Consider the following 23,415-nt stretch of genomic DNA (forward strand, 5'->3'; position numbering starts at 1 on the left):
GTGTCAGCTTCGGTTCGCCCGTATTTCCCGGCCGTTACGTCGCTCGACGCCCAGGAGTCATCCTCACACCTCCACGGCGCCGTGCCGGGGCTTCGCGGACACGGCTGCGGCGCGACGAAGGTATACCGCCCGGTGGGGGTGTGCCGCCTCAGCGCCCGGTGGCCGACGGGGGTTCGCGCATCAGCGCCGCGTCGCCCTCGGGCAGCCAGGAGCCGGGGGGCCGCTCCATCCACCCCTCCGACGCGGCGAGTCGACCGGCCGCCGCCCGCAGGGCGTCCAGTCCCGGATGACGCAGACCCTCGCGCCAGACCATCATCAGCGGTGAGAGCGGCACGGGAGCGACGAGCGGGCGCAGCACGGTGCCCGGCAGGGGCGGGAAGCCGACGACCGCGAGTACGGGGTTCCCCGTCTTGGCCATCACCCGTTGGAATTCGGCCACCCCGACGGCGAGCGGGGCGGGCGGCGCCAACTCGATGCCGTACTCGCCGAACAGCAGGGCGGCCAGGGCGGTCCACTCCCGGGTGCGTTCATTGCCGGCCCCCGCGTAGACGGTCTCCCCGCCCAGGTCGTCCAGCGCGACGGTTTCCCGCGCGGCCAGGGGGTGGGCGACGGGCAGCAGGACGGCCATCGGCTCGTACCGCACGGGCTGTACCCGGAGCCGGGCCCGCACCGCGGGATCGAGCCCGGCGGCCCGCCCGAACGAGACGTCGAGCCGTCCGGCGAGGATCTCGTCGGCCGCCCGGGTCAGCCCCGACTCGAAGCGCGCCATCAGCTCGCACGCCGGAGCGAGATCCCGCGCACGGGCCAGGACCCTGGCCGCGGTCATCCCGTCGGTGTTCAGATCGACGAGCAGCGGCCGGGCGGCCGGATCGGCGAAGGCGGCGGCGAGTTCCGCGTGCGCGTCGAGGACCCGCCGGGCGTACGGGAGCAGCCGTTCGCCGTCCGGGGTGAGCGAGACCCGGCGGGTGGTCCGGACGAACAGCTCCGCACCGAGTTCGCGCTCCAGGCGTCGGATGTCCCGGCTCAGCGCCTGCTGGGCGAGGAAGAGCCGGGCCGCGGCCCGGGTGAAGTGCAGCTCCTCCGCGACGGCGAGGAACGCGCGCAGGAGCCGGGGGTCGGTGTCGGGGACGCTCACCCCGCAGAATTTACAACACGGGTGCGTGAATGGGTACGGAGAAGGTGTTGGACCGTACGGACCGGGCGCCCTGAGGCTTGAGCCATGCCGATGCCCTCCGCCTCCCCCGACCGACCCGCCACCGGCCCGCTCCTCACCGTCTGCGGCGACCTGCTGATCATCGCCCCGCGGAATCCGGTGGCGCCGGCCCGGTCCGGGGCGAAGGCCGTAACCGGCCCTCCCGAGGCGGAGGCCGACCCGCTCCGCTCGGAGGCGGAAACCGTCCCGGTCCCTCCCGCGGCGGAAACCGTCGGACAACGGCCGCCCGGCGCGAAAGCCCACGCGAAGCTCCCTCCCACGGCCAACCCCTATCGCCGCCTGCTCGCCACCCCCGGCGCGCGGGCCTTCACCGCGGGCAACCTCATCGCCCGGCTGCCCCAGGGCATGTTCAGCGTCAGCGCGGTCATCATGATCGCCGGGTCACGCGATTCGTACGCCCTGGCCGGGGCCGTCACCGCGACCGGCCTGGCCGCGACGGCGGTGGTCGCCCCCTGGACGGCACGGCTCGTGGACCGCCACGGGCAGGCCCGGATCGCCGTGCCCGCCACCGCGATCGCCGTGCTCGGGTCCGTGGCCCTCCTGCTCTGCGTGCACTACGACGCCCCCGCCTGGACGCTCTTCGCCGCGTACGCCGCGACCGCGACCACCCCGAACACCGGCGGCATGTCCCGGGCCCGCTGGGCGCATCTGCACCGGGGCGATCCGGGCGCCCTGCACACCGCGAACTCCTTCGAGCAGTCCGTCGACGAACTCTGCTACATGCTCGGCCCGGTCGTCGCCGCGTTCCTGTGCGCGGGGCTGTTCCCCGAGGCCGGCACGCTCGTCGGCGCGATCCTGCTGATGACCGGCATGCTGGTCTTCGCCGCCCAGCGCTCGACCGAACCGCCGGTCGCCCCCCGTACCCACGCGGCCTCTCCCCTCCGTACCCCCGGCATGCCCGCCCTGCTCAGCGTCTTCCTCGCCACGGGGGCGGTGTTCGGAACCATGGAGGTCGTCTCGATCGCGCACGCCGGAGGCGCGATCCTCGCCCTTCAGGCGGGCGGTTCGTGCGTGGCGGGGCTGCTGTACGGGTCGCTGCGGCCCGCCGCGAACGTCGGGCGCCGGCTGCTGTTCTGCCTCGCGGGCATGACGGCGCTGATGTCGCTGCCGCTGCTGGCCGCCTCCACCACCGATTCCCTGACCGTGCTCGCCCTCTGTCTGCTGCTGGCGGGCGCGGCGACGGCGCCCACCATGGTCACCGGCATGACGGTGGTCCAGCGCCTGACACCCGCAGGACAGCTGAACGAGGGCATGACGCTCGCGGTCACCGCGCTGCTGGGCGGGATCGGGGCGGGGGCGGCGGCCGGCGGCTGGCTGGTGGAGCACGCCGGGACGGTGACCGGCTACGCGGCACCGATGTGCGCGGCGGGGCTGGCCCTGGTCATCGCGGCGGCGACGGCCGCTCGGCGCACCCGCCGAGCGGCATGACCGGCGGGCCGCGCGAGAGCGGCCCTCGATGACCTGCCCGCGCCGCAGGGCAGGAAAAAACCTCCGCCCCGCGAGTGAACTCGCGGGGCGGAGGCTTACATGGGGTGGTGGAGATGGCGGGAATCGAACCCGCGTCCAACGGTGCAGAACCAGGGCTTCTCCGAGTGCAGTTCGCTGCGCTTTTCTCGGCCCCGGAGGTCACACGAACAAGCCTCCGACAGGCCCAGTCACTGTTTGATTTCCTTCTACGCCCCGCGACCGGGCTTAGAAGTTTAGATCCCTAGTTGATGCCAGGATCCGGGTCGGGATCACCCCCGGGCTGACACTCCGCAGAGTCTTCGCTAGCTGCTAATTAGGCAGCGAGGGCGAAGGCGGAGGAATCGCGCTTGGAATTGGCGATTATTGTTTGCGACATATGGTTTACGAGATCATTGCCGCTTCCTCGACTCGCTTCCCCTGCTTCGACATCCGCTGTCGAAACCGATCATCCCCATGTTGATTTTTCAAACGCGCACCCGCTGTGAGGTGCACGGCCCATCGTACGTGACCAACGCCGGGCGATGCCAGCGTATTCCTGCTCAGGCGCTCCGCTGACGCCTGCGGACCGCCGCGATCGCACGGTTCGTCTCCCTCGTGTCCTGCTTCTCGCGCAGCGTCTGACGCTTGTCGAACTCCTTCTTGCCCTTCGCGAGCGCGATCTCGACCTTCACCCGGCCGTCCTTGAAGTACAGGGCGAGGGGCACGATGGTGTGGCCCGTCTCCTGGGACTTCGACTCCAGCTTGTCGATCTCGGCCCGGTGCAGCAGCAGCTTGCGCTTGCGCTTGGCCGTGTGGTTGGTCCAGGTGCCCTGGACGTACTCGGGGACGTGGATGTTGTGCAGCCACGCCTCGTGGCCGTCGATCTGGACGAACCCGTCGACCAGCGAGGCCCGGCCCATCCGCAGGGACTTGACCTCGGTGCCCATGAGGACGAGCCCGCACTCGTAGGTGTCGAGGATGTGGTAGTCGTGCCGCGCCTTCTTGTTCTGCGCGATCATCTTGCGCCCGGTGTCTTTTTCCTTGGCCATAGTGCGGTCATTTTCGCACTACGACCCGCCCCCGAGGCCACTCAATACTGTCTCGGCCCGTTCCTGGGCCCGTGCGTCGACCACGACGTCCGGTGTGATGCCCCGGCCGTCGACGTTGCGGCCCCCCGGTGTGCGGTAGTGCCCGACGGTCAGCTCGGCCACCGAACCCCCCGGAAGCTTGCTCGGCATCTGCACGGAGCCCTTGCCGAAGGTGGGCGAGCCGACGGTGACGGCGCGCCCCCGGTCCTGGAGGGCGCCGGTCAGCAGCTCGGCCGCGCTCATCGTGCCCCCGTCGACGAGAACCACGACGGGCCGGGCCGTATCGCCGCCGTTCTCGGCGTACAGGGCACGCTGGTCGCCGTGCACGTCGTACGTGGCGACCAGCCCGCCGTCCAGGAAGGCGGAGGCGGCGTCGGCCGCCTCGGTGACCAGGCCGCCGGAATTGGCGCGCAGGTCCAGCAGGATCCCGGCGTCGCCCGGTGCGGCGCGTACCGCGTCACGGACCTCGCCGCCGGCCCCCTTGGTGAAGGCGGCGACCTTGATCAGGACCGCCGACGAGGGCTCGTCGCCCAGGCGCCGGACGGTGACCGCCTCGGTGGTGAGCCGGGCCCGGCTCAGGGTCGTGGTCCAGGCGCGCCCGCCCCGTTCGAGGCCGAGGACCACGGTGCTGCCCTCGGCCGCTCCCGTACCGTCCCCGCGCAGCAGGGCGACGACCTCGGCGACGGGACGCTCGGCGACCCGGCCGCCGTCGACCGTACGCAGCAGGTCACCCCTGCGGATACCGGCCCGGTCCGCGGGGCTGCCGCTCTGCACCCGGGCCACGGCGACCCTGCCGCCGGAGGTGCGCCGGGCGGAGAGCCCGACACCCGTGTACGAGCCGTCGAGGGCCTGCTCGAACTCCTCGTACTCCCGCTCGTCGTACACCGCGCCCCAGCGGTCCCCGCTGCGGCTGACGGCTTCCTCGGCCGCGGCGGTGCCGGACTTCCCGTCGGCCTCGGCGTCGGCCGCGGCGTCCTCGATCTCGGCGCGGTCGACGGGGGCGAAGGTGGAGGCGATGGAGCGGGCCTGGATGTCCGGGCCCTGTTCCTCGTCGTACGGCAGGGACCCGGTGGCCGCGGCCGTGGCGAGGACGCATCCGAAGACCAAAGTCAGAGCCGCCCCGCGGCAGAGACCGCGGGGCCCGAAGCGGTGCGTGGGGCCTGACATGGCGTCGAGTCTAGGACAAGCCCCCTGTGGCGCACGGCTACTCGGCCGCACGCCCCAGGGGGCGCATGTCACACCTTGAGGTACTTGCGGAGCGCGAACAGCGCGGCAACGGCGGGCATCAGCAGCCCGATCGCGAGGACGAGCGGCAGCTTGGTCAGGACCGCGTCCCAGCCGATGAAGTCGATCAGGTTCAGCTTGTCCTTGAGTGCCAGTCCGCCGTCGATCAGGAAGTAACGGCCGCCGAGCAGCATGGCGCAGGCGAGCAGACCGCCGATCAGGCCGGCGACGGCCGCCTCCATGATGAACGGCATCTGGATGTAGAAGCCGGAGGCGCCGACGAGCCGCATGATGCCCGTCTCACGTCTGCGGCTGAACGCCGAGACCCGGACGGTGTTGACGATCAGGATCAGCGCGATGACCAGCATCAGCACCATCACGTATATCGCGACGACGTTCATGCCGTTCATCAGCCCGAAGAGGTTGTCCAGGATGCTGCGTTGGTCCTGGACGGACTGCACCCCGTCCCGTCCCGCGAAGGCCGTGGCGACGACCTTGTACTTCTTCGGGTCGTCGAGCTTGACCCGGAACGACTCCTGCATCTGGTCGGGCGTGATGTTGCCCGCCATCGGCGAGTCGCCGAACTGCTCCTGGTAGTGCTTGTACGCCTCGTCGACCGTCTCGAAGCTGACCTTCTGGACAGCGTCCATCTCTTCGAGATCGGACTTGATCTCCTTCTTCTGCTGCGGAGTGACGGCACCCTTGGCGCACTTGGGTACGTCCTTGGCGTCGCTCTTGTTGCAGAGGAAGATCGAGACGTTGACCTTGTCGTACCAGTAGTCCTTCATCGTGCTGACCTGCTCGCGCATGAGCAGCGCGCCGCCGAACAGGGCGAGCGAGAGGGCGACGGAGACCACGACCGCGAAGGTCATCGTGAGGTTGCGACGAAGACCGACGCCGATCTCCGACAGGACGAACTGGGCGCGCATGGCGTCCTTTCAGTACTCGATGCTCGGAGGGCGGGCCCTCTTCAGTGCTGGTATCCGTACACGCCGCGTGCCTGGTCGCGTACGAGACGGCCCTGCTCGAGCTCGATGACGCGCTTGCGCATCTGGTCGACGATGTTCTGGTCGTGCGTCGCCATGATCACAGTGGTGCCGGTCCGGTTGATCCGGTCCAGCAGCTTCATGATGCCGACGGAGGTCTGCGGGTCGAGGTTGCCGGTCGGCTCGTCCGCGATCAGCAGCATGGGGCGGTTGACGAAGGCCCTCGCGATCGCCACGCGCTGCTGCTCACCACCGGAGAGCTCACCGGGCATCCGGTCCTCCTTGCCGCCGAGACCGACGAGGTCGAGGACCTGGGGCACCGCCTTGCGGATCTCACCGCGCGGCTTGCCGATGACCTCCTGAGCGAAGGCCACGTTCTCGGCGACGGTCTTGTTGGGCAGGAGCCGGAAGTCCTGGAAGACCGTGCCCAGCTGGCGGCGCATCTGCGGCACCTTCCAGTTGGACAGCCGCGCGAGATCCTTGCCGAGCACATGGACCATGCCCGTGCTGGCGCGCTCCTCGCGCAGGATCAGTCGCATGAAGGTCGACTTGCCGGAGCCGGAGGAGCCCACCAGGAAGACGAACTCGCCCTTCTCGATGTCGAGCGAGACATCGCGCAGAGCCGGACGGGTCTGCTTCGGGTAGGTCTTGGAGACGTTGTCGAATCGGATCACGGATGCACCACGGTCGGCCGGGAGTAGGTGTGCGTGACCATACGCGAACCGGGCTCACGCGTGCAGGCGGCGTCCGGCAATGGGTGATTTGTGGCAGAACCTCGGTCGGAACGAAACGGGTCGTGCCGGACCTTGTCCGGCGGGCCGCGCCGAAATCGGCGCGAGCTGGCACAGTGGTGGGGGGAACGGTTGCGTTTCCCGGACCGTTGTGCGGAGAGGAAGCAGAAAGCGGCTCCGCCGCGCGGGAGGAGGAAAGCGCATGACCTATGACCGACTGGTGTGCGCGAACTGCGCGGCGCCGGTGAACGAGGGACGCTGTCGCGTCTGCCGGGCCGTACGGCAGCAGCTGGAGGACGAGCAGGACCAGGGCCCGCTCGCCGGACTGAATCCGGCGATGCTGATCGCGCTGATGGTCATCCTGGTGGCGGCGCTCGCGCTGCTGGCGCACCAGGCCGCCTGACCCGTCCGGCGCCCCCTGACCGGCCGGGTACGCCCGCCGCGGGAGCCGGAGGGCCGATACGTCCACGTACGGGCCGCAGGACCGCCGCGTACGCCGAGAGGGCCCGGGAGGCTGTACACGGCCTCCCGGGCCCTCTCTGTGCGTGTACGGGCCTTTAGGCGACCGTACGACCGCCGCCGACCAGGCGCGGCAGCATACGGAAGCCGATGCCACCGGCGATCATCGTCGCGGCGCCGACCAGCAGGAACGTGGTCTCGGCCGCACCGGTCTCGGCGAGCTCGTCCTTGCCCTTGCCCTGCTCGACCGGCTGGTTGCCGACGCTGTCCGTGTCGGTGTTGTCGGCGCACTCGGCACCGTCGAGGTCCACCGTGCAGGTACCGGCGCCGTCGCCACCGGTGGTCGAGCCGGAGGTGGCGGAGCCGGAGGTGCCATTGCTGGAACCGCCGTTGTCGCCGCCGCCGTCGGTGGTGCCGCCGTCGTTGCCGGAACCGCCGTTGTTGCCCGAGCCACCGTTGTTGCCCGAGCCACCGTTGTTGCCGGAACCGCCGTTGTTGCCCGAGCCACCGTTGTTGCCCGAGCCACCGTTGTTGCCCGAGCCACCATCAGCACCACCGTCAGCACCGCCATCGGCGCCGCCATCGGCGCCACCGTCAGCACCGCCATCAGCGCCACCATCGGCACCGCCATCAGCACCGCCATCGGCACCGCCGTCAGCGCCACCATCGGCACCGCCATCAGCGCCACCGTCAGCACCGCCATCAGCACCGCCATCAGCGCCACCATCGGCACCGCCATCAGCGCCGCCGTCCGAGCCGCCGTCGGCACCGGCGTCAGCGCCGCCGATGGGGTTCTCACCGGACGTTCCGCCCTGGTCAGCACCGCCCGCCGGGTTCTCGTCGCCGTTCACCCCGGCCTTGGCGGTGATGCCGTCCTCGCCGTCAACACCGATCCCGATGCCGATGCCGACGGCCTGCGCCGCACCGGCCGCGGTCAGCGAGGCACCTGCGGCAATAACCGCACCAGCGGCTATCCGCGCGACGCGGATGCGCGTCTTCTTGGTCATCTGTTGCTACCCCCAGTAGCCGATCTCGTCAGTGGAGCAGCCATATGTGTGGGGCCACGGCCCTGCGGGGTTCGCTCTCGGGGCAGGGCCACATCGTGCCGTGGCCTCCCGCCCGCCCCCCGGTTCACACCCGTCCCAGACATACGCATGCTGCTCTAGCACCCTGGCCAGAGTTAAGGATTACGTCAAGGCCGTTCCGTGTAATACGCACCGTTATGGGGCTTCTTGACGGCTATTCGGAATCACGACTGTGACGCGTTGAGCACGACTTCCCCGCAACTGCGTGCGGTCCCGCATCACACGACTGAGCCCGGACAGCTGCCTGTCCGGGCTCGACCGACGTACGACCGGGGTTACTTCTCCCGCTGCTTGCGCCAGCGGATGCCGGCTTCCAGGAAGCCGTCGATCTCGCCGTTGAAGACCGCTTCCGGGTTGCCGATCTCGAAGTCCGTACGGAGGTCCTTCACCATCTGGTAGGGGTGCAGGACGTACGAACGCATCTGGTTGCCCCAGGAGTTGCCGCCGTCGCCCTTGAGGGCGTTCATCTTGGCCTGCTCCTCCTGGCGGCGGCGCTCAAGGAGCTTCGCCTGGAGGACGTTCATCGCGGAGGCCTTGTTCTGGATCTGCGAGCGCTCGTTCTGGCAGGAGACGACGATGCCGGTCGGCAGGTGCGTCAGGCGCACCGCGGAGTCGGTGGTGTTGACGCCCTGACCACCGGGGCCGGAGGAGCGGTACACGTCGACGCGCAGCTCCGACTCGTCGATCTCGATGTGGTCGGTCTGCTCGACGACGGGGAGCACCTCGACGCCCGCGAAGGACGTCTGGCGGCGGCCCTGGTTGTCGAAGGGCGAGATCCGGACCAGGCGGTGGGTGCCCTGCTCGACGGAGAGGGTGCCGTAGGCGTACGGCACCTGGACGGCGAAGGTGGTCGACTTGATGCCGGCCTCTTCGGCGTACGACGTCTCGTAGACCTCGGTCTTGTAGCCGTGCCGCTCGGCCCAGCGGATGTACATGCGCTGGAGCTTCTCGGCGAAGTCGGCGGCGTCCACGCCGCCCGCCTCGGCCCGGATGTTGACGAGGGCCTCACGGGCGTCGTACTCACCGGACAGAAGCGTGCGGACTTCCATCTCGTCCAGCGCCTTCTTGACGGACTCCAGCTCGGACTCGGCCTCGGCGAGGGCATCGGCGTCGCCCTCGTCCTCGGCGAGCTCGAAGAGGACTTCGAGGTCGTCGATGCGGCCGCGCAGGGTCTCGGCCTTGCGGACCTCGGCCTGGAGGTGCGAAAGCTTGCTGGTGATCTTCTGTGCCGCGTCCGGGTCGTCCCAGAGGGACGGCGCCGCCGCCTGCTCCTCGAGCGCGACGATGTCCGCCCTCAGCGCATCCAGGTCCAGGACGGCCTCGATCGACCCCATGGTCGAGGAGAGGGACTTCAGCTCTTCGGAAATATCGACGACTGCCACGGGTCCAGCGTAACGGCTGGGCGGATGAAGCTTGCCCTCACCCGGAACCCGGTCCCGGTGCGGTCCGGGTCCGGACCCGGTCCTGACCCGTCGCGAACCCGGTCCTGACCCGTGCCGGGCGGGGTGGCCGGACCGTGAGCGGGCTCCCGCGAACGCCCACGGAGGCTCCGGGGGCGGGGCCCGCACGGCCCGCGTCCCGGCGTCCCCGTGTACCGGCCCTACGGGGACGAGGGGGCCGAGTTCTTGGTGTCCTGGGGGGTCGCGCCGGCGTCGTCGCCGCCCGCCGCCAGCCAGCCGCCCACGGCGACGGCCGCGCACAGGGCGACCGCGGCGACGCCCAGGGTGATGCGGCGCTTGCGGACGGCAGCGGATTTGTTGCGGGCCGATCCGGGGCGGGGGCGGCCCGGCGCCCGGGGGGCTCGGGCCGTGCCCAGCGGGCCGCCGGCCAGCTCGTCGGGGGCCGGCACGCGCATGCTCGTGTGGGTGTCGCGGTTGGAGTCCGGCGCGGAGCCGGGGACCAGCGGGACGGCGCCGCGCCTGCGGGGCTCCTCGGCCGGTGTGTACTGCTGCTCGTCGTAGGCCAGCGCCTGGGGTTCCGTCTCCTCGGCGCCCGGCTCGTCCACGTCGAGCGGGGGTATCCCCGCCAGCAGCGGAAGCAGCTCGCGCAGCCGGTGCGCGAGCTCCGAGGCGCGCAGCCGGGAGGCCGGTGCCTTGGCCAGGCACTGGACCAGGAGCTGCCAGAGCTCCTCGGGGATACCGGGGAGCGGGACCACGGTCTCGGTCACATGACGGCGCAGGACCGCGCCGGGGTGGCCGCCCCCGAAGGGCGTGAACCCGGCGAGGAGCTCGTACAGCACCGTCGCGAGGGCGTAGATGTCCACGGCGGCGCGCGGCGGGAGTCCCTCGACGATCTCGGGGGCCAGATAGTCCGGCGTACCGATGATCTTGGTGGACTTGGTGCGGCTCGGGGTGTCGATCAGCTTCGCGACGCCGAAGTCGGTGAGCAGGGCGGGGTGCGAACCGCCGGGGCCGAGCGGCCCCTCCATGTCGAGCAGGATGTTCTCCGGCTTGACGTCGCGGTGGACCACCCCGGCGGCGTGCGCGGCGGCGAGGCCGTCGGCGACGTCCGCGATGATCGCGACGGCGGCCTCGGGGGCGAGGCGGCGCTCGCGGTCGAGGCGGGTGCGCAGATCCGTGCCGCGTACGAGCGTCATGACCAGGGCCAGGTCGTTGCCGTCGACGACGAGGTCGCGGACGGTGACCACCTGGGGATGGTCGAGCCCGAGCAGGGCGGTGCGCTCCCGCACGAAGCGGCCCACGAGCTCCTGGTCGGACGCGAGGTCCTCGCGGAGCAGCTTGATGGCGACGGGGCCCTCGGGCCCCTCGCCGAGCCACACCGTGCCGGCGCTGCCGCGCCCCAGGATCTGGTGGGCGGTGTACCGGCTGCCGATATTCCGTGCCAAGACTGCTCCCTCAGCGGCTGGCGTTGGACCCCCGGTCGACAAAGTTACGCGGCGTTCGGGGTGTTGCGTGCCCTGGATGGCGCCAACCTTCACTTCTCCGGGCCAATTGGGCCCGGAGAAGTCGACAAAGGTACAGAGTTGGCTGTTCAGGCGCCGCCGGTGCTGTCGTCGATCTTCGAGACCCAGTCGGTCACGGTGCTGATCGCGTCACCGATCGCTTCCCAGTAGCCCTTGCCCTGGGCGACCCAGTCCTGAAGCGGCGTCAGCTCCCAGATCAGCCAGCCCGCGATGATCAGCAACACCACCGTGAACAGGCAGCCCTTGAGGCAGCCGAGACCCGGGATGCGCATGGGGTTGGCGCTGCGCTGCCTCGGCTGGCGCGGCGCGGCCGGCTGCTGGGGCGGTGGCTGCTGCGGGGGCGCGTACTGCTGTTGTTGCGGGGGCGCGTACTGCTGCCGCTGGGGCTGCTGAGGCGGTTGTGGCTGCTGGTAGCGCTGGGGCTGCTGCTGCGGCGGGTACTGCTGATGCTGAGGCCGCTGCTGGTGCTGAGGCGGTTGCTGCCGCTGCGGAGGCTGCTGGGGCGGCTGCTGGCGCTGGGGCCGACGGCGCAGCGGGTCCTGGCCCGGGTCGAGGTACTGGACCTGTGTCTGGTCGTTGCGGTCACGCGCGGCCTGGAGCTGCCCCTGCCAGGGGTGCGGGCCGTCGGGCTGCGGAGGGCCGTCGGGGTGCTGCGGTACGGGCGGCATGACCGAGGTCGGGTCGGCGTCACCCGCACCCCCCTGGCCGAAGCCGGCCTGTCCCGGGGTCTGCTGGAGGACGCTGGTCGGGGCGGCGGGGTCGTACGAACCCGCGTTGCTCGGCAGCATCTGCGTGGGGTCGGCCGCCCCGGGGGTCTCCGGGACCGCGGCGGGCGCCGGGTCGGGTGCCAGCAGGGCGCCCACACCGTCGGCGGCCGCGATCTGGGACGAGTTGGCGTGTACGCCGATGCCCGCGGCGACGGTACGCAGTCCGCGGGCGAGGTTCTCGGCGCTGGGCCGCCGGTCGGGGTCCTTGCTCAGGCAGCGCTCTATGACCGTCCACAGCGGTGCGGGGACGGTACTCGGGCGGCGGGGCTCCTCGCTGAGGTGCCGGTGCAGGACCTCCAGGGCGGTGCCCCCGGCGAACGGCGGGCGTCCGGTGACCAGTTCGTACAGCAGGATGCCCGCGCCGTAGATGTCCACGGCGGAGGTCTGCGGGCGGCCCTCGGCGGACTCGGGCGCCACATAGGCGGGGGTGCCGACGAACTCGTGGGTCCGGGTCAGCCCCGGGGAGTCGGCGAGGCGCGCGATGCCGAAGTCGGTGAGCATCGGGTGCATCTGGCCGTCGCGCTCGTCGACCAGCACATTGGCGGGCTTGAGGTCGCGGTGGACGACACCGTCGGCGTGGCTGGCGGCGAGCGCGTCCGCGATCTGAGCGGTCAGCAGGGCGGCGGCGACCGGGGTGAGCGGGCCGTTCTCGCGCAGATACCGGTGCAGGTCGGGACCGTCGATGAGGTCCATCACCAGGGCGAGGAGATCGCCCTCGACGACGAGGTCCCGGGTGCGCACGATGTTCGGGTGGGTGAGCCGCAGCAGCACGGAGCGCTCCCGCAGGAACCGCATCACCACATCGGCGTCGTTGGCGAGCTCCTCCTTGAGGACCTTGATCGCCACGGTCTCGCCGGGCTGACCCGCGACGGCCGCCTCGGCGCCCGCGGTCTCCCGCTGGCGGGCTCGCCAGACGGTGCCCGTGGCGCCGCGTCCGAGCGGCTCCTCGAGCAGGTACTTGCTGCCTACCGGCCGCACGTCATGCGCTCCCTGCTGATCGTGGTGCTTGCGGTCCCCCCGGGCCCGCCCGGATGTTCCGGCCCACTCTAGTGCCGCCGAAGGTGGCACCGGCCGGTCGTCTTCCGGTCTTGGTCCCGCCGCGTCGTGAAGTCGTCCCGGCGGGTGTCCTGCCGTGTCCGGAGGAAGACGCACACAGGGGACAGATGGTTGCCGAACAGACGTTCTATAAACCTGCCCCACGTACGGCCGGGATCTCCCCGGACGGCTCGAACCCGACCCAAGCAGGCATTTTTACGTCCACACTCAGCCATTCAAGATCATTTGAAGGTGGCCCCCGGGCGTGTTGTCAGTGGCAGGTGCGAGGATGCCTTCCAGCACGGAACCATGGGGTCGGGAACCTCGCGGTCCGTGTCGACCTGTACCGGACGACGCGTCCGTGCCGGCCGGGGGGACATCACAGGGCGTTTCCCCTGCCGGGCACCCCGCGCAGAAGGGACCGCTGACGGCGATGCAGATCCGGCTGACCGTCCTCGCGCCGCGCAGCGGCCAGACCCCGGCACGCGCCTGCGACGTGCTCGTCACCGCCCCGGCCGGGACGGCGCTCGCCGCCGTCGCCTCCGGCCTGGCCGCGGCCGTCTCGGGGCCCGACAGTTCTCTCGGCGGCGGAGCGGTGGTGCTGTTCGCCGGACGGGAACGGCTCGACGCGCACCGCATCGCCCTGGGCGATCCGCCCCTGGTGGACGGCGCGGTGCTCTCGCTCCAGGTGCCCGGTGACGACGAAGCGGCGGACGACACCGTCCCGGCGCAGCTGCATGTGGTCGCGGGCCCCGACGCGGGCGGCGTCCACCTGCTGCACGGCGGGCAGATCCGGATCGGCCGCTCGGCCGACGCGGACGTCCCGCTCGACGACCCGGACGTGTCCCGGCTGCACTGCGCGGTGACGGTCTCCGAGGACGGCCGGGTCTCGGTCGCCGACCTGGGTTCCACCAACGGCACCTCGCTGGACGGTACGGAGGTCCGCGACCGCCCGGTCCCGCTCCTCCCGGGCGCACTGCTGCGGCTCGGCGAATCGACGCTGCGGCTCACCGCGGGCTCCCGTACGGCGACCCTGGCGACCGCGCCGGACGGTGAGGGGCACCTGCGGGTGGCCCGGGCGGAACCCGACGCCCCGGGGGGCGGCCCCGCGGCCGGAGACGGCTTCGCGGGCACCGCGGGCGGCTTCGGCGACGAGGACCCGGACGGCTCCGGGCACGCCTACAGCCAGGCCCCCTCCCACGGTGATCCCGGACCGCAGGGGCACGACGCGCACCGGCAGGACGACGAAGGCGGCGAGCACGCACACGGGCCGGACACCGTCCGGCGCCACTCCACGCACGCACGCGGCACCCGGTACGGCGAGAGCGAGGCGCCCCGGCGCGGCGGTATAGGCGCCTGGGCCCGGCGGCTCACGGGCGGCAAGGGCGATCCGGCACAGGACCCGGACGCGGGCGCACCGGGGAGAGCGGCACCCGACTCCCCGGAGCGGGCGCGGTCCTCCCACACCGGGCACGCCTCGTTCGACGCCCCCTCCTCCTTCTCCCCGTCCTCCTCCTCTCCCTCTCCTTTCTCCTCCGCGCCCGCGGGCACCTGGCCCGATCCGGCGGCCGTGCTGCTGACCGCGCTCGGCCCGGGACCCCGGCTGTGGGAGCGCGACGCCGCCCACCCGGAGGCACTCGTCGTACGGCTGGGGACGACCGACCGGGCCGATCTGCCCGCCGTGCCGGTGACCGTGGGGCTGCGGGAGGCCGGTTCGCTCGGCCTCGCCGGACCGCGCGAACGGCTGGCGGGTCTGGCCCGCTCGACCGTGGCGCAGCTCGCCGCGCTGCACTCCCCGTTCGACCTGGAGATCGTGCTGATCAGCACGGACCGGGCCCGTTCCGCGGACGAGCGGCGGCGGGAGTGGGCCTGGCTGGGATGGCTGCCGCATCTGCGCCCGATGCACGGTCAGGACTGCCGGCTCCTCCTCGCGTACGACCGTGAGCAGGCCATGGCCCGTACGGCGGAGCTGGTCCGCCGCCTGGACGAGGGCCCGCTCGGCCCCGGCTGGCCGAGCGTGGACCGGTCCGCGGTGGCCGAGGCCGCCCGCGCCCATACGGGTCCGCACACCGTGGTGATCGTCGACGGCGACCCCGGTTCCTCGGTGCTGCGCGAGACCACGGCCAGGCTGGCCGGTGCGGGAGCGGCCGCCGGAATCCATCTGATCTGCCTCGCCGAGACCCCCGCCGCGTCGCCCACGTCGCCGGTCACCGCGACCTATGAGACCGCGTGCCAGACCTCGATCGCCTTCCGCGAGTGCGGGGCGGTCGCCATGCTGAGCGGCGATGTGGCGACGGCGCTGCGGTTGCTGCGCACGGCGGGCGGCCAGGTCGCGGGGCACGGCACCGTCGCCGCGGTGGACGCGGTGTCGGCCGCCTGGGCCGAGCGGTTCGGGCGGGCCCTGGCGCCGTTGCGCGACGAGGGCTCGGCCGCGCTGCCGGGCCGCCCGACGGCAGCGGCCCTGCCGCCGTCCGCCCGGTTGCTCGACGAGCTGGGGCTGGCCCGCGCCACCCCGGCATCACTGATGGCGCGTTGGGCGTCCACGGCGGAGAGCCAGCCGGGCGCCACGGTCCGTCCCGCGGCCGCCGCGCCGAGGTCGGACCTCGACACCCCGGGCTCGGGCCGCACCCTGAGCACGGGCCCCCGCGTGGGCGCCCAGCGCACGGGCCACGACCCGTACCACCGCGCCCCGGAACCGACGGACTCAGGACGCACGCCATATCCGGGCACGGACGGCCGAAGCTCGGGCAGCACGCCGTATCCGGGCACGGACGGCCGGGGCTCGGGGCGCACGCCGTATCCGGGCACGGACGGCCGGGGCTCGGGGCACACGCCGTATCCCGGCGCGGACTCCCGGGGCTCGGGGCGCACCCCTTATCCCGGCAGCGCCTCCGACCACACGCCGTACTTCGGCACCGACACCCGTGGCTCCGGGCGTACGCCCTACCCGGGTACGGACTCCCGTGGCTCCGGACGTACTCCTTATCCCGGCAGCGCCGCCCCGCAGACCTCGTCCCGGACCGCCCCGCAGACCGCAGCGCAGCCCGCGTCGGGCGCCGCCGTGTACGCCGGGCGGCCGGTGCTCGTGCTCGGGGCGGGGCCGCGCGGCGCCCTCAGTGTCGATCTGGCCGACGAAGGGCCGCACCTCCTCATCGAGGGACCGGCGGGCAGCGGGCGCACCGAGCTGCTGCGGGCCGTGGCCGCCTCGCTCGCCTCCGCCGCCCGCCCCGACCGGCTCGGCATCCTGCTGGTCGACGGGGCCGCGGGCGAGCACGGAGAGCGCGGCGAAGGGCTGCGTCCCTGCACGGAACTCCCGCATGTGTTCACGCACTTGATGGCGTCGGACCCCGTACGGATGCGGGAGTTCGCGCAGGCGTTGGGCGGTGAGCTGAAGCGGCGGGCCGAACTGCTCGGCCCGCTGGACTTCGCCGCGTGGCACGCCCAGCACGAGGTCTCGCAGCGGCTCGTGGGCCAGCGTCCGCCCAGCGCCGCCGAACAGCGCGGCGACCTGGACTCCCCCGCCGGCGGCACCCTGCGGCTGCGGCCCGCCGCCGTACGGGCCATGGACCCGGGCCCCTCCCCGCTGCCCCGGCTCGTCGTCCTCGCCGACGACTTCGACGCCCTGGTCGCCCCGGCGCTCGGCAGCCCCGGCCGCCCTGCCGCGGGGTCGGTCGTACGGGCGCTGGAGGCCGTCGCCAGGGACGGCGGACGGCTCGGCGTCCATCTGGTCGCCACCTCCGCCCGCCCGGACCGCACCGAGGACACGGAGCTGGCCCGCGGCGCCCGGCTGCGCATCGTGCTCGACGCGCCGGTCCTGCCGCCCTCCCCGGACGAACCGGCGCCGGGACGTGGGCGGTTGGGGCACCCGGACGGCCGGGTGACGCCGTTCCAGGGCGGCCGGGTCACGGGCCGCATCCCGCGCACGGCGACCCTGCGCCCCACCGTCGTACCGCTGGAGTGGGAGCGGATGGGCGATCCGCCCACCCGTCGGCCGCTGCGGGAGCTCGGCAACGGGCCGACGGACCTGGCGCTGCTCGCCAGTGCGCTGGAGCGCGCGGCCCGTTCGGTGAACGCTGAACGACTCCCTCCGCTTATCCCGTTCTCTTCCTGAAAAAGTGGCGGAAACACCCCCTCCCCTGCACTGATTCGACGTCACGAGCCCACAACGATAAGGAGGTTGGAACCCCGGACGGTATTGCGGCACCCGTGCGCCCGGCGTAGGACTGTCGACACGGACGACGTAGCCCGCGCACAGAGACGTGGTCGGGCACGTACAGAAGAGACGGGGCAGTAATGAGCACAACCCTTCGGATACGTAGGGCCGCACTGGTGTTCACCGCGGTAGGCGCACTGGCGCTGACCGGCTGCGGTGACGACAACGGCGGGAAGGACAAAGCGGGCGACGGCTCCGCGAAGGGCAGCAAGAGCCCGTCGAGCGTCACGTTGCCGAAACTGAACGGTGAGAAGATCTCGGTCGCCGCGGTCTGGACCGGACCGGAGCAGGCCAACTTCACCAAGGTGCTGGACGAGTTCGAGAAGCGCACGGGCGCGACGGTGACCTTCGTGCCGGCGCAGGACCCGATCGTCAACTTCCTCGGTACGAAGATCGCGGGAGGTCAGCCGCCGGACGTCGCGATGATCCCGCAGGTCGGCGCGGTCCAGCAGGCGGTGCAGAAGAAGTGGGCCAAGCCGGTCGGCGCCGAGGCGAAGGCGCAGCTCGCCAAGAACTACGCGAAGGTCTGGCAGGACCTCGGTGCGGTGGACGGCACCCAGTACGGCGTCTACTTCAAGGCCGCCAACAAGTCCCTGATCTGGTACAACACCAAGGCGTTCGAGAACGCGGGCGCGAGTGAGCCGAAGACCTGGAAGGACTTCCTGGCCACCGCCGAGACCGTCTCCGCCTCCGGCGTCACCCCGGTCTCGGTCGGCGGCGCGGACGGCTGGACCCTCACCGACTGGTTCGAGAACGTCTATCTCTCCCAGGCGGGCCCGGAGAAGTACGACCAGCTCGCCAAGCACGAGATCAAGTGGACCGACCCGTCCGTGAAGGACGCGCTCACCACGCTGGCCCAGCTCTTCGGCAAGCCGAACCTGATCACGGGCGGCGCCGACGGTGCGCTGCAGACCGAGTTCCCGGCGTCCGTCACCCAGACGTTCACCGGCGGCGACCAGCCCAAGGGCGCCATGGTCTTCGAGGGCGACTTCGTCTCCATCAACATCGCGCAGACCAAGGCCGAGGTCGGTACGGACGCCAAGGTGTTCCCGTTCCCGGCGGTCGGCCCGGACTCCCCCGTGGTCACCGGCGGCGACGCGGCCGTGGCCCTGAAGGACAGCAAGGGCGCTCAGGCACTGCTGACCTGGCTGGCCTCGACGGACGCGGCGCGGATATGGGCCGAGGCGGGCGGGTTCATCTCCCCGAACAAGGGCCTGGACGCCGGCGCGTACCCCAACGAGGTGCAGCGCAAGATGGCCGAGGCGCTGATCGCGGCCGGTGACGACGTCCGGTTCGACATGTCCGACCAGGCCCCGCAGTCGTTCGGCGGGACGCCCGGGAAGGGCGAGTGGAAGATCCTCCAGGACTTCCTGAAGAACCCGAAGGACATCGCGGGGACCCAGGCGAAACTGGAGTCCGACGCGGCCAAGGCGTACAAGAGCTGACGCGGTGACGACAGCTACCGCGGGGGGCGCCGGAGCGGCGTCCCCCGCCGACAAGAGTCCACACATCCCCCCACCGGACAAACCCCGCCGGAGCGTGACCGGTACCCGCAAGCTCCTCGCGGCGGCGTTCCTGCTGCCCGCCCTGGTGCTGCTCGGCGCGCTCGTGGTCTATCCGATCGTGTACTCCGTCTACCGGTCGTTCTTCGACCAAGCGGGCACGGCGTTCGCCGGTTTCGACAACTACAAGGCGCTGTTCACGGACGGCACCATCCGCACGGCGGTGAAGAACAACGCGATCTGGGTCGTGCTCGCCCCGACGGTCTCCACCGCGCTGGGCCTGATCTTCGCGGTGCTGACCGAGCGCATCCGCTGGGGCACGGCGTTCAAGCTGATCGTCTTCATGCCGATGGCGATCTCGATGCTCGCCGCGGGCATCATCTTCCGCCTGGTGTACGACCAGGCCCCGGAGCGCGGTGTCGCCAACGCCGTCTGGGTCGGAGTGCACGACACGTTCAACGAGTCGGCGGGCTTCCCGAAGGCGCATCCGCTGCCCGTGCATCCGCTGAAGCCGGGCGGCGCCGGATCGTTCATCACGAAGGACCCGGTACGGGCGGGGCAGCCGGCGATGCTGCCGCTGGTCGGCGTGGCCCCGGCGAAGATGCCGGGCGACGCACAGCCCGCGAAGGCGCCCACGGCGTCGGGCGGGGAGATCACCGGAACCGCCTGGCTGGACTTCACCCGGGGCGGCGGCGGCAAACCCAATGTCGTCGACCCGAAGGAGCTCGGCCTCAAGGGCATCAAGGTCGAAGCGGTCAAGGACGGCAAGGTCGTCGCCACCGCGACGGCCGGGGCGAACGGCGTGTTCACACTGCCCGCCTCGGCCGACGGAGCCCAACTCCGGCTCCCGGCCGACAACTTCAGGGAGCCGTACAACGGTGTCGACTGGCTCGGCCCGTCCCTGGTGACGCCCGGGATCATCGGCAGCTACGTATGGATGTGGGCCGGGTTCGCGATGGTGCTCATCGCCGCGGGCCTGGCGGGACTGCCGCGTGAACTCCTCGAAGCGGCGCGGGTGGACGGCGCCAACGAGTGGCAGGTGTTCCGCCGGATCACCGTGCCGATGCTCGCCCCGGTCCTCGCGGTGGTGCTGGTCACGCTGATGATCAACGTCCTGAAGGTCTTCGACCTGGTCTTCATCATCGCGCCGGGCTCCTCCCAGGACGACGCGAATGTGCTGGCGCTCCAGCTGTACCGGTCCTCGTTCGGCACGGACGCGGACCTGGGCATCGGCAGCGCCATCGCCGTACTGCTGTTGCTGCTGGTCATCCCGGTGATGCTGTTCAATATCCGCCGGATACGGAAGGAGGGGCGCCGATGAAGGGTCCGGTCGACCTGACACCGCCCCCCGGCCGGGGGTACGGGGGTTGTCCCCCGGGAGAACACAGCAATATCCGCCGGATACGGAAGGAGGGGCGCCGATGAGCGCGACATCCTCTGCCGCGACGAAGAAGCAGTCCCTCGCCGCGCGGCTGGCGACGCGTGCGGGCGGTGGCGTCATGCGGGTCTTCCTCCTGCTGGTGGCCCTGTTCTGGCTGATGCCGACGATCGGCCTGCTGCTCTCCTCGCTGCGCGGGGCGGACGACATCGCGGCGACCGGCTGGTGGAAGGTCTTCACCGCCCCGTCCGAGATGACCTTCGACAACTACCAGCGCCTGCTGGACAATTCGACGATCACCGACTCCCTGTTCAGCACGGTGATGATCACGGTCCCGTCCACCGTCCTGGTGGTGGTGATCGGCTCACTGGCCGGATACGCCTTCGCCTGGATGGACTTCCCCGGCCGCGACTGGTGGTTCCTGCTGGTCGTCGGGCTGCTGGTGGTGCCCGTACAGGTCGCCCTGATCCCGGTGTCCGAGCTCTTCGGCACCATCGGGATCTTCGAGACGACCCTGGGCGTGGTCCTGTTCCACACGGCCTTCGGCCTGCCGTTCGCGATCTTCCTCCTGCGGAACTTCTTCGCGGAGATCCCGCGCGAACTGCTGGAGGCCGCACGGCTCGACGGAGCGGGTGAGATCCGGCTCTTCACCCGGGTCGTGATGCCGCTGGGCGGTCCGGCGATCGCCTCGCTCGGGATCTTCCAGTTCCTGTGGGTGTGGAACGACATGCTGGTCGCGCTGATCTTCGCGGACTCCGATTCGCCACCGATCACCGTCGCCCTGCAACAGCAGGTACGCCAGTTCGGCAACAACATCGACGTGCTGGCGCCCGGCGCCTTCGTGTCGATGGTGATCCCGCTGGCCGTGTTCTTCGCCTTCCAGCGGCAGTTCGTCTCCGGCGTCATGGCGGGCGCGGTCAAGTAACCTCCCCCGCACGGATGTACGTCAACACCGAGCGGCCCGGTTCCCCGGAACCGGGCCGCTTCGCCGTGCACGTCCCCCGAATGCCGCGTATGGCGTAACCAGGTCACTCCTTCGGCCGTTTGCGGGCCACCTGCAACCCCGCGAACGACCCCTGGATGTGTAGTGCCCCGGTTCAGTGTCATCGTGCCCGCGTACCGGGTCCAGGCGTATCTGCACGAGTGCCTGGACTCCGTGCTGAACCAGTCCTTCAAGGACTACGAGATCATCGTGGTGGACGACTGCTCGCCGGACGGCTGCGGTCCGATCGCCGACGAGTACAGCGGCCGGGACCACCGGGTCACCGCGCTCCATCTGCCCCGCAACGCCGGTCTGGGCCCGGCCCGCAACGCCGGTGTCTCCCGGGCCACCGGGGACTACCTGCTCTTCCTCGACGGCGACGACACGCTCGAACCGGAGTCCTTGCAGGCCATCGCCGACCGGCTCGACGCGACCGGCGGGCCCGATGTGCTGGTCTACGACTACGCACGTACGTACTGGTCGGGCGAGCGCGTCCGCAACGCGTACCCCGCCCCCCTCGCCGAGTGCGGCCCCGCCACCTTCCGGCTCGCCGACCGCCCCGAGCTGCTCAAGGTCCTGATGGTGGTCTGGAACAAGGCGTACCGCCGTGAGTTCGTCCGGGCGCAGGGCTTCACCTTCCCGCCCGGCTACTACGAGGACACGCCCTGGACCTATCCGGTGCTGATGGCCGCCGGGTCGATCGCGGTCCTGGACCGGATCTGCGTCTCCTACCGGCAGCGGCGCCGCGGCAACATCCTCTCCACCACCAGCGAGCGGCACTTCGACGTCTTCGACCAGTACGACCGGGTCTTCGCGTTCATCGACGCGCGCCCCGAACTCGCCGTGTGGCGGCCGGCGATGTTCCGCCGGATGCTCGACCACTTCTCCACGCTGTTCACCTCGCACGGCAGGCTGCCGCGCGGCAGCCGCGCCGCGTTCTTCCGCCGCGCCCGCGAGCACTGCCACCGCTACCGGGCCCCCGGCGCCCCCGTCCCGCTCCGCGCCCGGCTGCGGCACGGCCTGTTTAGGCTCGGCGCCCACCGCACGTACCGGACGCTGTGGGCGGCACAGCGGCTGCACGGCAGGCTGCGGCGGGGCTCGGCGGCCGTGCGCCGGGTGGTGCGCGGGGCCGTGCTCCAGGCGCACTACCGCGTCCAGCTCCGGCTGCCGGTCCGGTCCCGGGACGCGGTGTTCGCCGCGTACTGGCACCGTGGCTACGCGTGCAGCCCGGCCGCCATCGAGGCGAAGGCCCGCGAGCTGGTCCCGGGGCTGCGGACCGCCTGGATCTGCCGTCCCGCGGACGCCCACACCGTGCCGACCGCCACCCGCCGGCTCACCCCGGGCACCTTCGGCTACTGGACGGCCCTCGCCCGCTCCAAGTACCTGGTGAACAACGTCAACTTCGACCGGCGGCTGGTGAAGCGGCGCGGCCAGATCCTGCTCCAGACCCACCACGGGACCCCGCTGAAGACCATGGGCACCGATCTCCTGGACCGTCCGGCGGCGGCCCGTGACACGGACTTCGAGCAGCTGCTGCGCAACACCGACAAGTGGGACTTCTCCCTGTCGGCCAACCGGCACTCCACGCTCGTGTGGGAGCGGACCTACCCGTCCGCGTACACGACGCTGGAGTACGGCTCCCCGCGCAACGACGTCTACCACCGTACGAGCGCGTCCCAGGTGGCCCGGCTGCGCGAGTCGCTGTCCATCCCGGCCGGCAGCACGGCCCTCCTGTACGCCCCGACGCACCGCGACTACCGGCGCGCCCAGCACCCCGCCCTCGACCTGGAACGGCTCCTGCGGGTCCTGGGCCCGCAGTTCGTGATCCTGACCCGCTCGCACTATCTGTACGGCCCCGCCCCGGCGGGCAGCCGTACCGCGCATCCCCGGATCATCGACGTCACCGGCCACCCGTCGGTCGAGACGCTCGCCCTCGCCTCGGACGCGCTCCTCACGGACTACTCGTCGCTGATGTTCGACTACGTCAATCTGGACCGGCCGGTCGTCATCCATCTCGACGACAGCCAGGCGTACGAGGCGGCCCGCGGCACCTACTTCGACCTGCCCTCCTTCCCGCCCGGCACCGTGGCGCACAGCCAGGACGAGCTGTTCGACACCTTCTCCACGGACCACTGGCGCGGTGCCCGCGCCGCGGAGCTGCGGGCGGCCTTCCGGGCGAGGTTCTGTCCGTACGACGACGGGTACGCCGCCGAGCGGGTGGTGCGGCGGGTCTTCCTGGGCGAGACGGCCGGGCTGCCGCTGCCGGTACCGGTCAAGCAGCGGCGGCCCGCGAGCCGGGGCGTGCCCGCGCAGGGGACGGCCCGGGAGTTCCTCAGCAACTGAGGGCGGGCCCGCGACCCCGCCGGGTTCCCTCCGGCGGCTC

16 protein-coding genes and 1 other RNA gene are annotated in these 23,415 nt (G+C 71.5%); 7 read left to right on the forward strand and 10 right to left on the reverse strand.

The genetic code is table 11. The features are described 5' to 3' along the window. Positions 1-148 precede the first annotated feature (148 nt). Positions 149-1,135, reverse strand: coding sequence for a LysR family transcriptional regulator (locus tag OG251_RS14520; RefSeq protein ID WP_326677573.1), 987 nt, complete (start codon positions 1,133-1,135; stop codon positions 149-151). 84 nt (positions 1,136-1,219) lie between these two features. Here OG251_RS14520 and OG251_RS14525 point away from each other — a divergent pair, with 84 nt between their 5' ends. Continuing rightward, entirely contained in the window at positions 1,220-2,641 is a 1,422-nt protein-coding gene (locus tag OG251_RS14525) for an MFS transporter (RefSeq protein WP_326677574.1), read from the forward strand. 105 nt (positions 2,642-2,746) lie between these two features. Here the strand turns inward: OG251_RS14525 and ssrA are convergent. The 5 genes from ssrA to ftsE all read right to left on the reverse strand — a co-directional run bounded on the left by ssrA (position 2,747) and on the right by ftsE (position 6,631). Further along, positions 2,747-3,133, reverse strand: a transfer-messenger RNA (tmRNA) gene (gene ssrA, locus OG251_RS14530). Between the two features lie 86 nt (positions 3,134-3,219). After that, a complete protein-coding gene (gene smpB, locus OG251_RS14535; RefSeq protein ID WP_326677575.1) occupies positions 3,220-3,708 on the reverse strand; it encodes an SsrA-binding protein SmpB in 489 nt (162 codons plus the stop codon). Between the two features lie 18 nt (positions 3,709-3,726). Further along, positions 3,727-4,914 (reverse strand): S41 family peptidase, encoded by a 1,188-nt coding sequence (locus tag OG251_RS14540; RefSeq protein WP_326677576.1) that lies wholly within the window; start codon positions 4,912-4,914, stop codon positions 3,727-3,729. A gap of 68 nt (positions 4,915-4,982) precedes the next feature. Next, positions 4,983-5,900, reverse strand: a complete 918-nt coding sequence (gene ftsX, locus OG251_RS14545; protein ID WP_266806275.1) for a permease-like cell division protein FtsX — start codon at positions 5,898-5,900, stop codon at positions 4,983-4,985. 41 nt (positions 5,901-5,941) lie between these two features. Further along, a complete protein-coding gene (gene ftsE / locus OG251_RS14550) occupies positions 5,942-6,631 on the reverse strand; it encodes a cell division ATP-binding protein FtsE (RefSeq protein WP_073723825.1) in 690 nt (229 codons plus the stop codon). Between the two features lie 259 nt (positions 6,632-6,890). Here ftsE and OG251_RS14555 point away from each other — a divergent pair, with 259 nt between their 5' ends. Next, positions 6,891-7,091, forward strand: a complete 201-nt coding sequence (locus OG251_RS14555) for a hypothetical protein (protein ID WP_073723827.1) — start codon at positions 6,891-6,893, stop codon at positions 7,089-7,091. A 154-nt stretch (positions 7,092-7,245) separates the two neighbouring features. On the opposite strand, the gene OG251_RS14560 is transcribed toward OG251_RS14555, so the two are convergent. The 4 genes from OG251_RS14560 to OG251_RS14575 form a co-directional block, all read right to left on the reverse strand. Continuing rightward, positions 7,246-8,154: a hypothetical protein gene (locus OG251_RS14560; protein ID WP_326677577.1), complete on the reverse strand. Its 909-nt coding sequence runs from the start codon at positions 8,152-8,154 to the stop codon at positions 7,246-7,248. Between the two features lie 353 nt (positions 8,155-8,507). Next, the gene (prfB, locus tag OG251_RS14565) at positions 8,508-9,614 is read right to left on the reverse strand and encodes a peptide chain release factor 2 (RefSeq protein ID WP_073723831.1); all 1,107 of its coding nucleotides are present in this window, start codon (positions 9,612-9,614) and stop codon (positions 8,508-8,510) included. A 218-nt stretch (positions 9,615-9,832) separates the two neighbouring features. Then, a complete protein-coding gene (locus OG251_RS14570; protein WP_326677578.1) occupies positions 9,833-11,077 on the reverse strand; it encodes a serine/threonine-protein kinase in 1,245 nt (414 codons plus the stop codon). 146 nt (positions 11,078-11,223) lie between these two features. After that, the gene (locus OG251_RS14575) at positions 11,224-12,900 is read right to left on the reverse strand and encodes a serine/threonine-protein kinase (RefSeq protein WP_326677579.1); all 1,677 of its coding nucleotides are present in this window, start codon (positions 12,898-12,900) and stop codon (positions 11,224-11,226) included. A 490-nt stretch (positions 12,901-13,390) separates the two neighbouring features. Between OG251_RS14575 and OG251_RS14580 the strand changes: the two genes are divergently transcribed. The 5 genes from OG251_RS14580 (at position 13,391) to OG251_RS14600 (ending at position 23,375) form a co-directional block, all read left to right on the forward strand. Continuing rightward, positions 13,391-17,068 carry an FHA domain-containing protein gene (locus tag OG251_RS14580; protein WP_326677580.1) on the forward strand — a complete coding sequence of 1,226 codons (3,678 nt, stop codon included), beginning with the start codon at positions 13,391-13,393 and terminating at the stop codon, positions 17,066-17,068. Positions 17,069-17,250: 182 nt separating this feature from the next. Then, positions 17,251-18,615: an ABC transporter substrate-binding protein gene (locus OG251_RS14585; RefSeq protein WP_326677581.1), complete on the forward strand. Its 1,365-nt coding sequence runs from the start codon at positions 17,251-17,253 to the stop codon at positions 18,613-18,615. A 4-nt stretch (positions 18,616-18,619) separates the two neighbouring features. Beyond that, entirely contained in the window at positions 18,620-19,993 is a 1,374-nt protein-coding gene (locus OG251_RS14590; protein WP_326677582.1) for a carbohydrate ABC transporter permease, read from the forward strand. Positions 19,994-20,093: 100 nt separating this feature from the next. Further along, positions 20,094-20,975, forward strand: a complete 882-nt coding sequence (locus OG251_RS14595; protein ID WP_326677583.1) for a carbohydrate ABC transporter permease — start codon at positions 20,094-20,096, stop codon at positions 20,973-20,975. Between the two features lie 162 nt (positions 20,976-21,137). Further along, positions 21,138-23,375 carry a bifunctional glycosyltransferase/CDP-glycerol:glycerophosphate glycerophosphotransferase gene (locus OG251_RS14600; protein ID WP_326677584.1) on the forward strand — a complete coding sequence of 746 codons (2,238 nt, stop codon included), beginning with the start codon at positions 21,138-21,140 and terminating at the stop codon, positions 23,373-23,375. The last annotated feature ends 40 nt before the right edge of the window (positions 23,376-23,415 follow it).

Source organism: Streptomyces sp. NBC_01237 (assembly GCF_035917275.1).
GTDB lineage: Bacteria > Actinomycetota > Actinomycetes > Streptomycetales > Streptomycetaceae > Streptomyces.

Bases quoted from the DNA above. Each gene is read 5' to 3' on its own strand.
- OG251_RS14555 (WP_073723827.1), top strand. From the start codon at position 6,891: ATGACCTATGACCGACTGGTGTGCGCGAACTGCGCGGCGCCGGTGAAC.
- OG251_RS14580 (WP_326677580.1), top strand. From the start codon at position 13,391: ATGCAGATCCGGCTGACCGTCCTCGCGCCGCGCAGCGGCCAGACCCCG.
- OG251_RS14540 (WP_326677576.1), bottom strand. From the start codon at position 4,914: ATGTCAGGCCCCACGCACCGCTTCGGGCCCCGCGGTCTCTGCCGCGGG.
- OG251_RS14525 (WP_326677574.1), top strand. From the start codon at position 1,220: ATGCCGATGCCCTCCGCCTCCCCCGACCGACCCGCCACCGGCCCGCTC.
- OG251_RS14560 (WP_326677577.1), bottom strand. From the start codon at position 8,154: ATGACCAAGAAGACGCGCATCCGCGTCGCGCGGATAGCCGCTGGTGCG.
- OG251_RS14585 (WP_326677581.1), top strand. From the start codon at position 17,251: ATGAGCACAACCCTTCGGATACGTAGGGCCGCACTGGTGTTCACCGCG.
- OG251_RS14595 (WP_326677583.1), top strand. From the start codon at position 20,094: ATGAGCGCGACATCCTCTGCCGCGACGAAGAAGCAGTCCCTCGCCGCG.
- smpB (WP_326677575.1), bottom strand. From the start codon at position 3,708: ATGGCCAAGGAAAAAGACACCGGGCGCAAGATGATCGCGCAGAACAAG.
- ftsX (WP_266806275.1), bottom strand. From the start codon at position 5,900: ATGCGCGCCCAGTTCGTCCTGTCGGAGATCGGCGTCGGTCTTCGTCGC.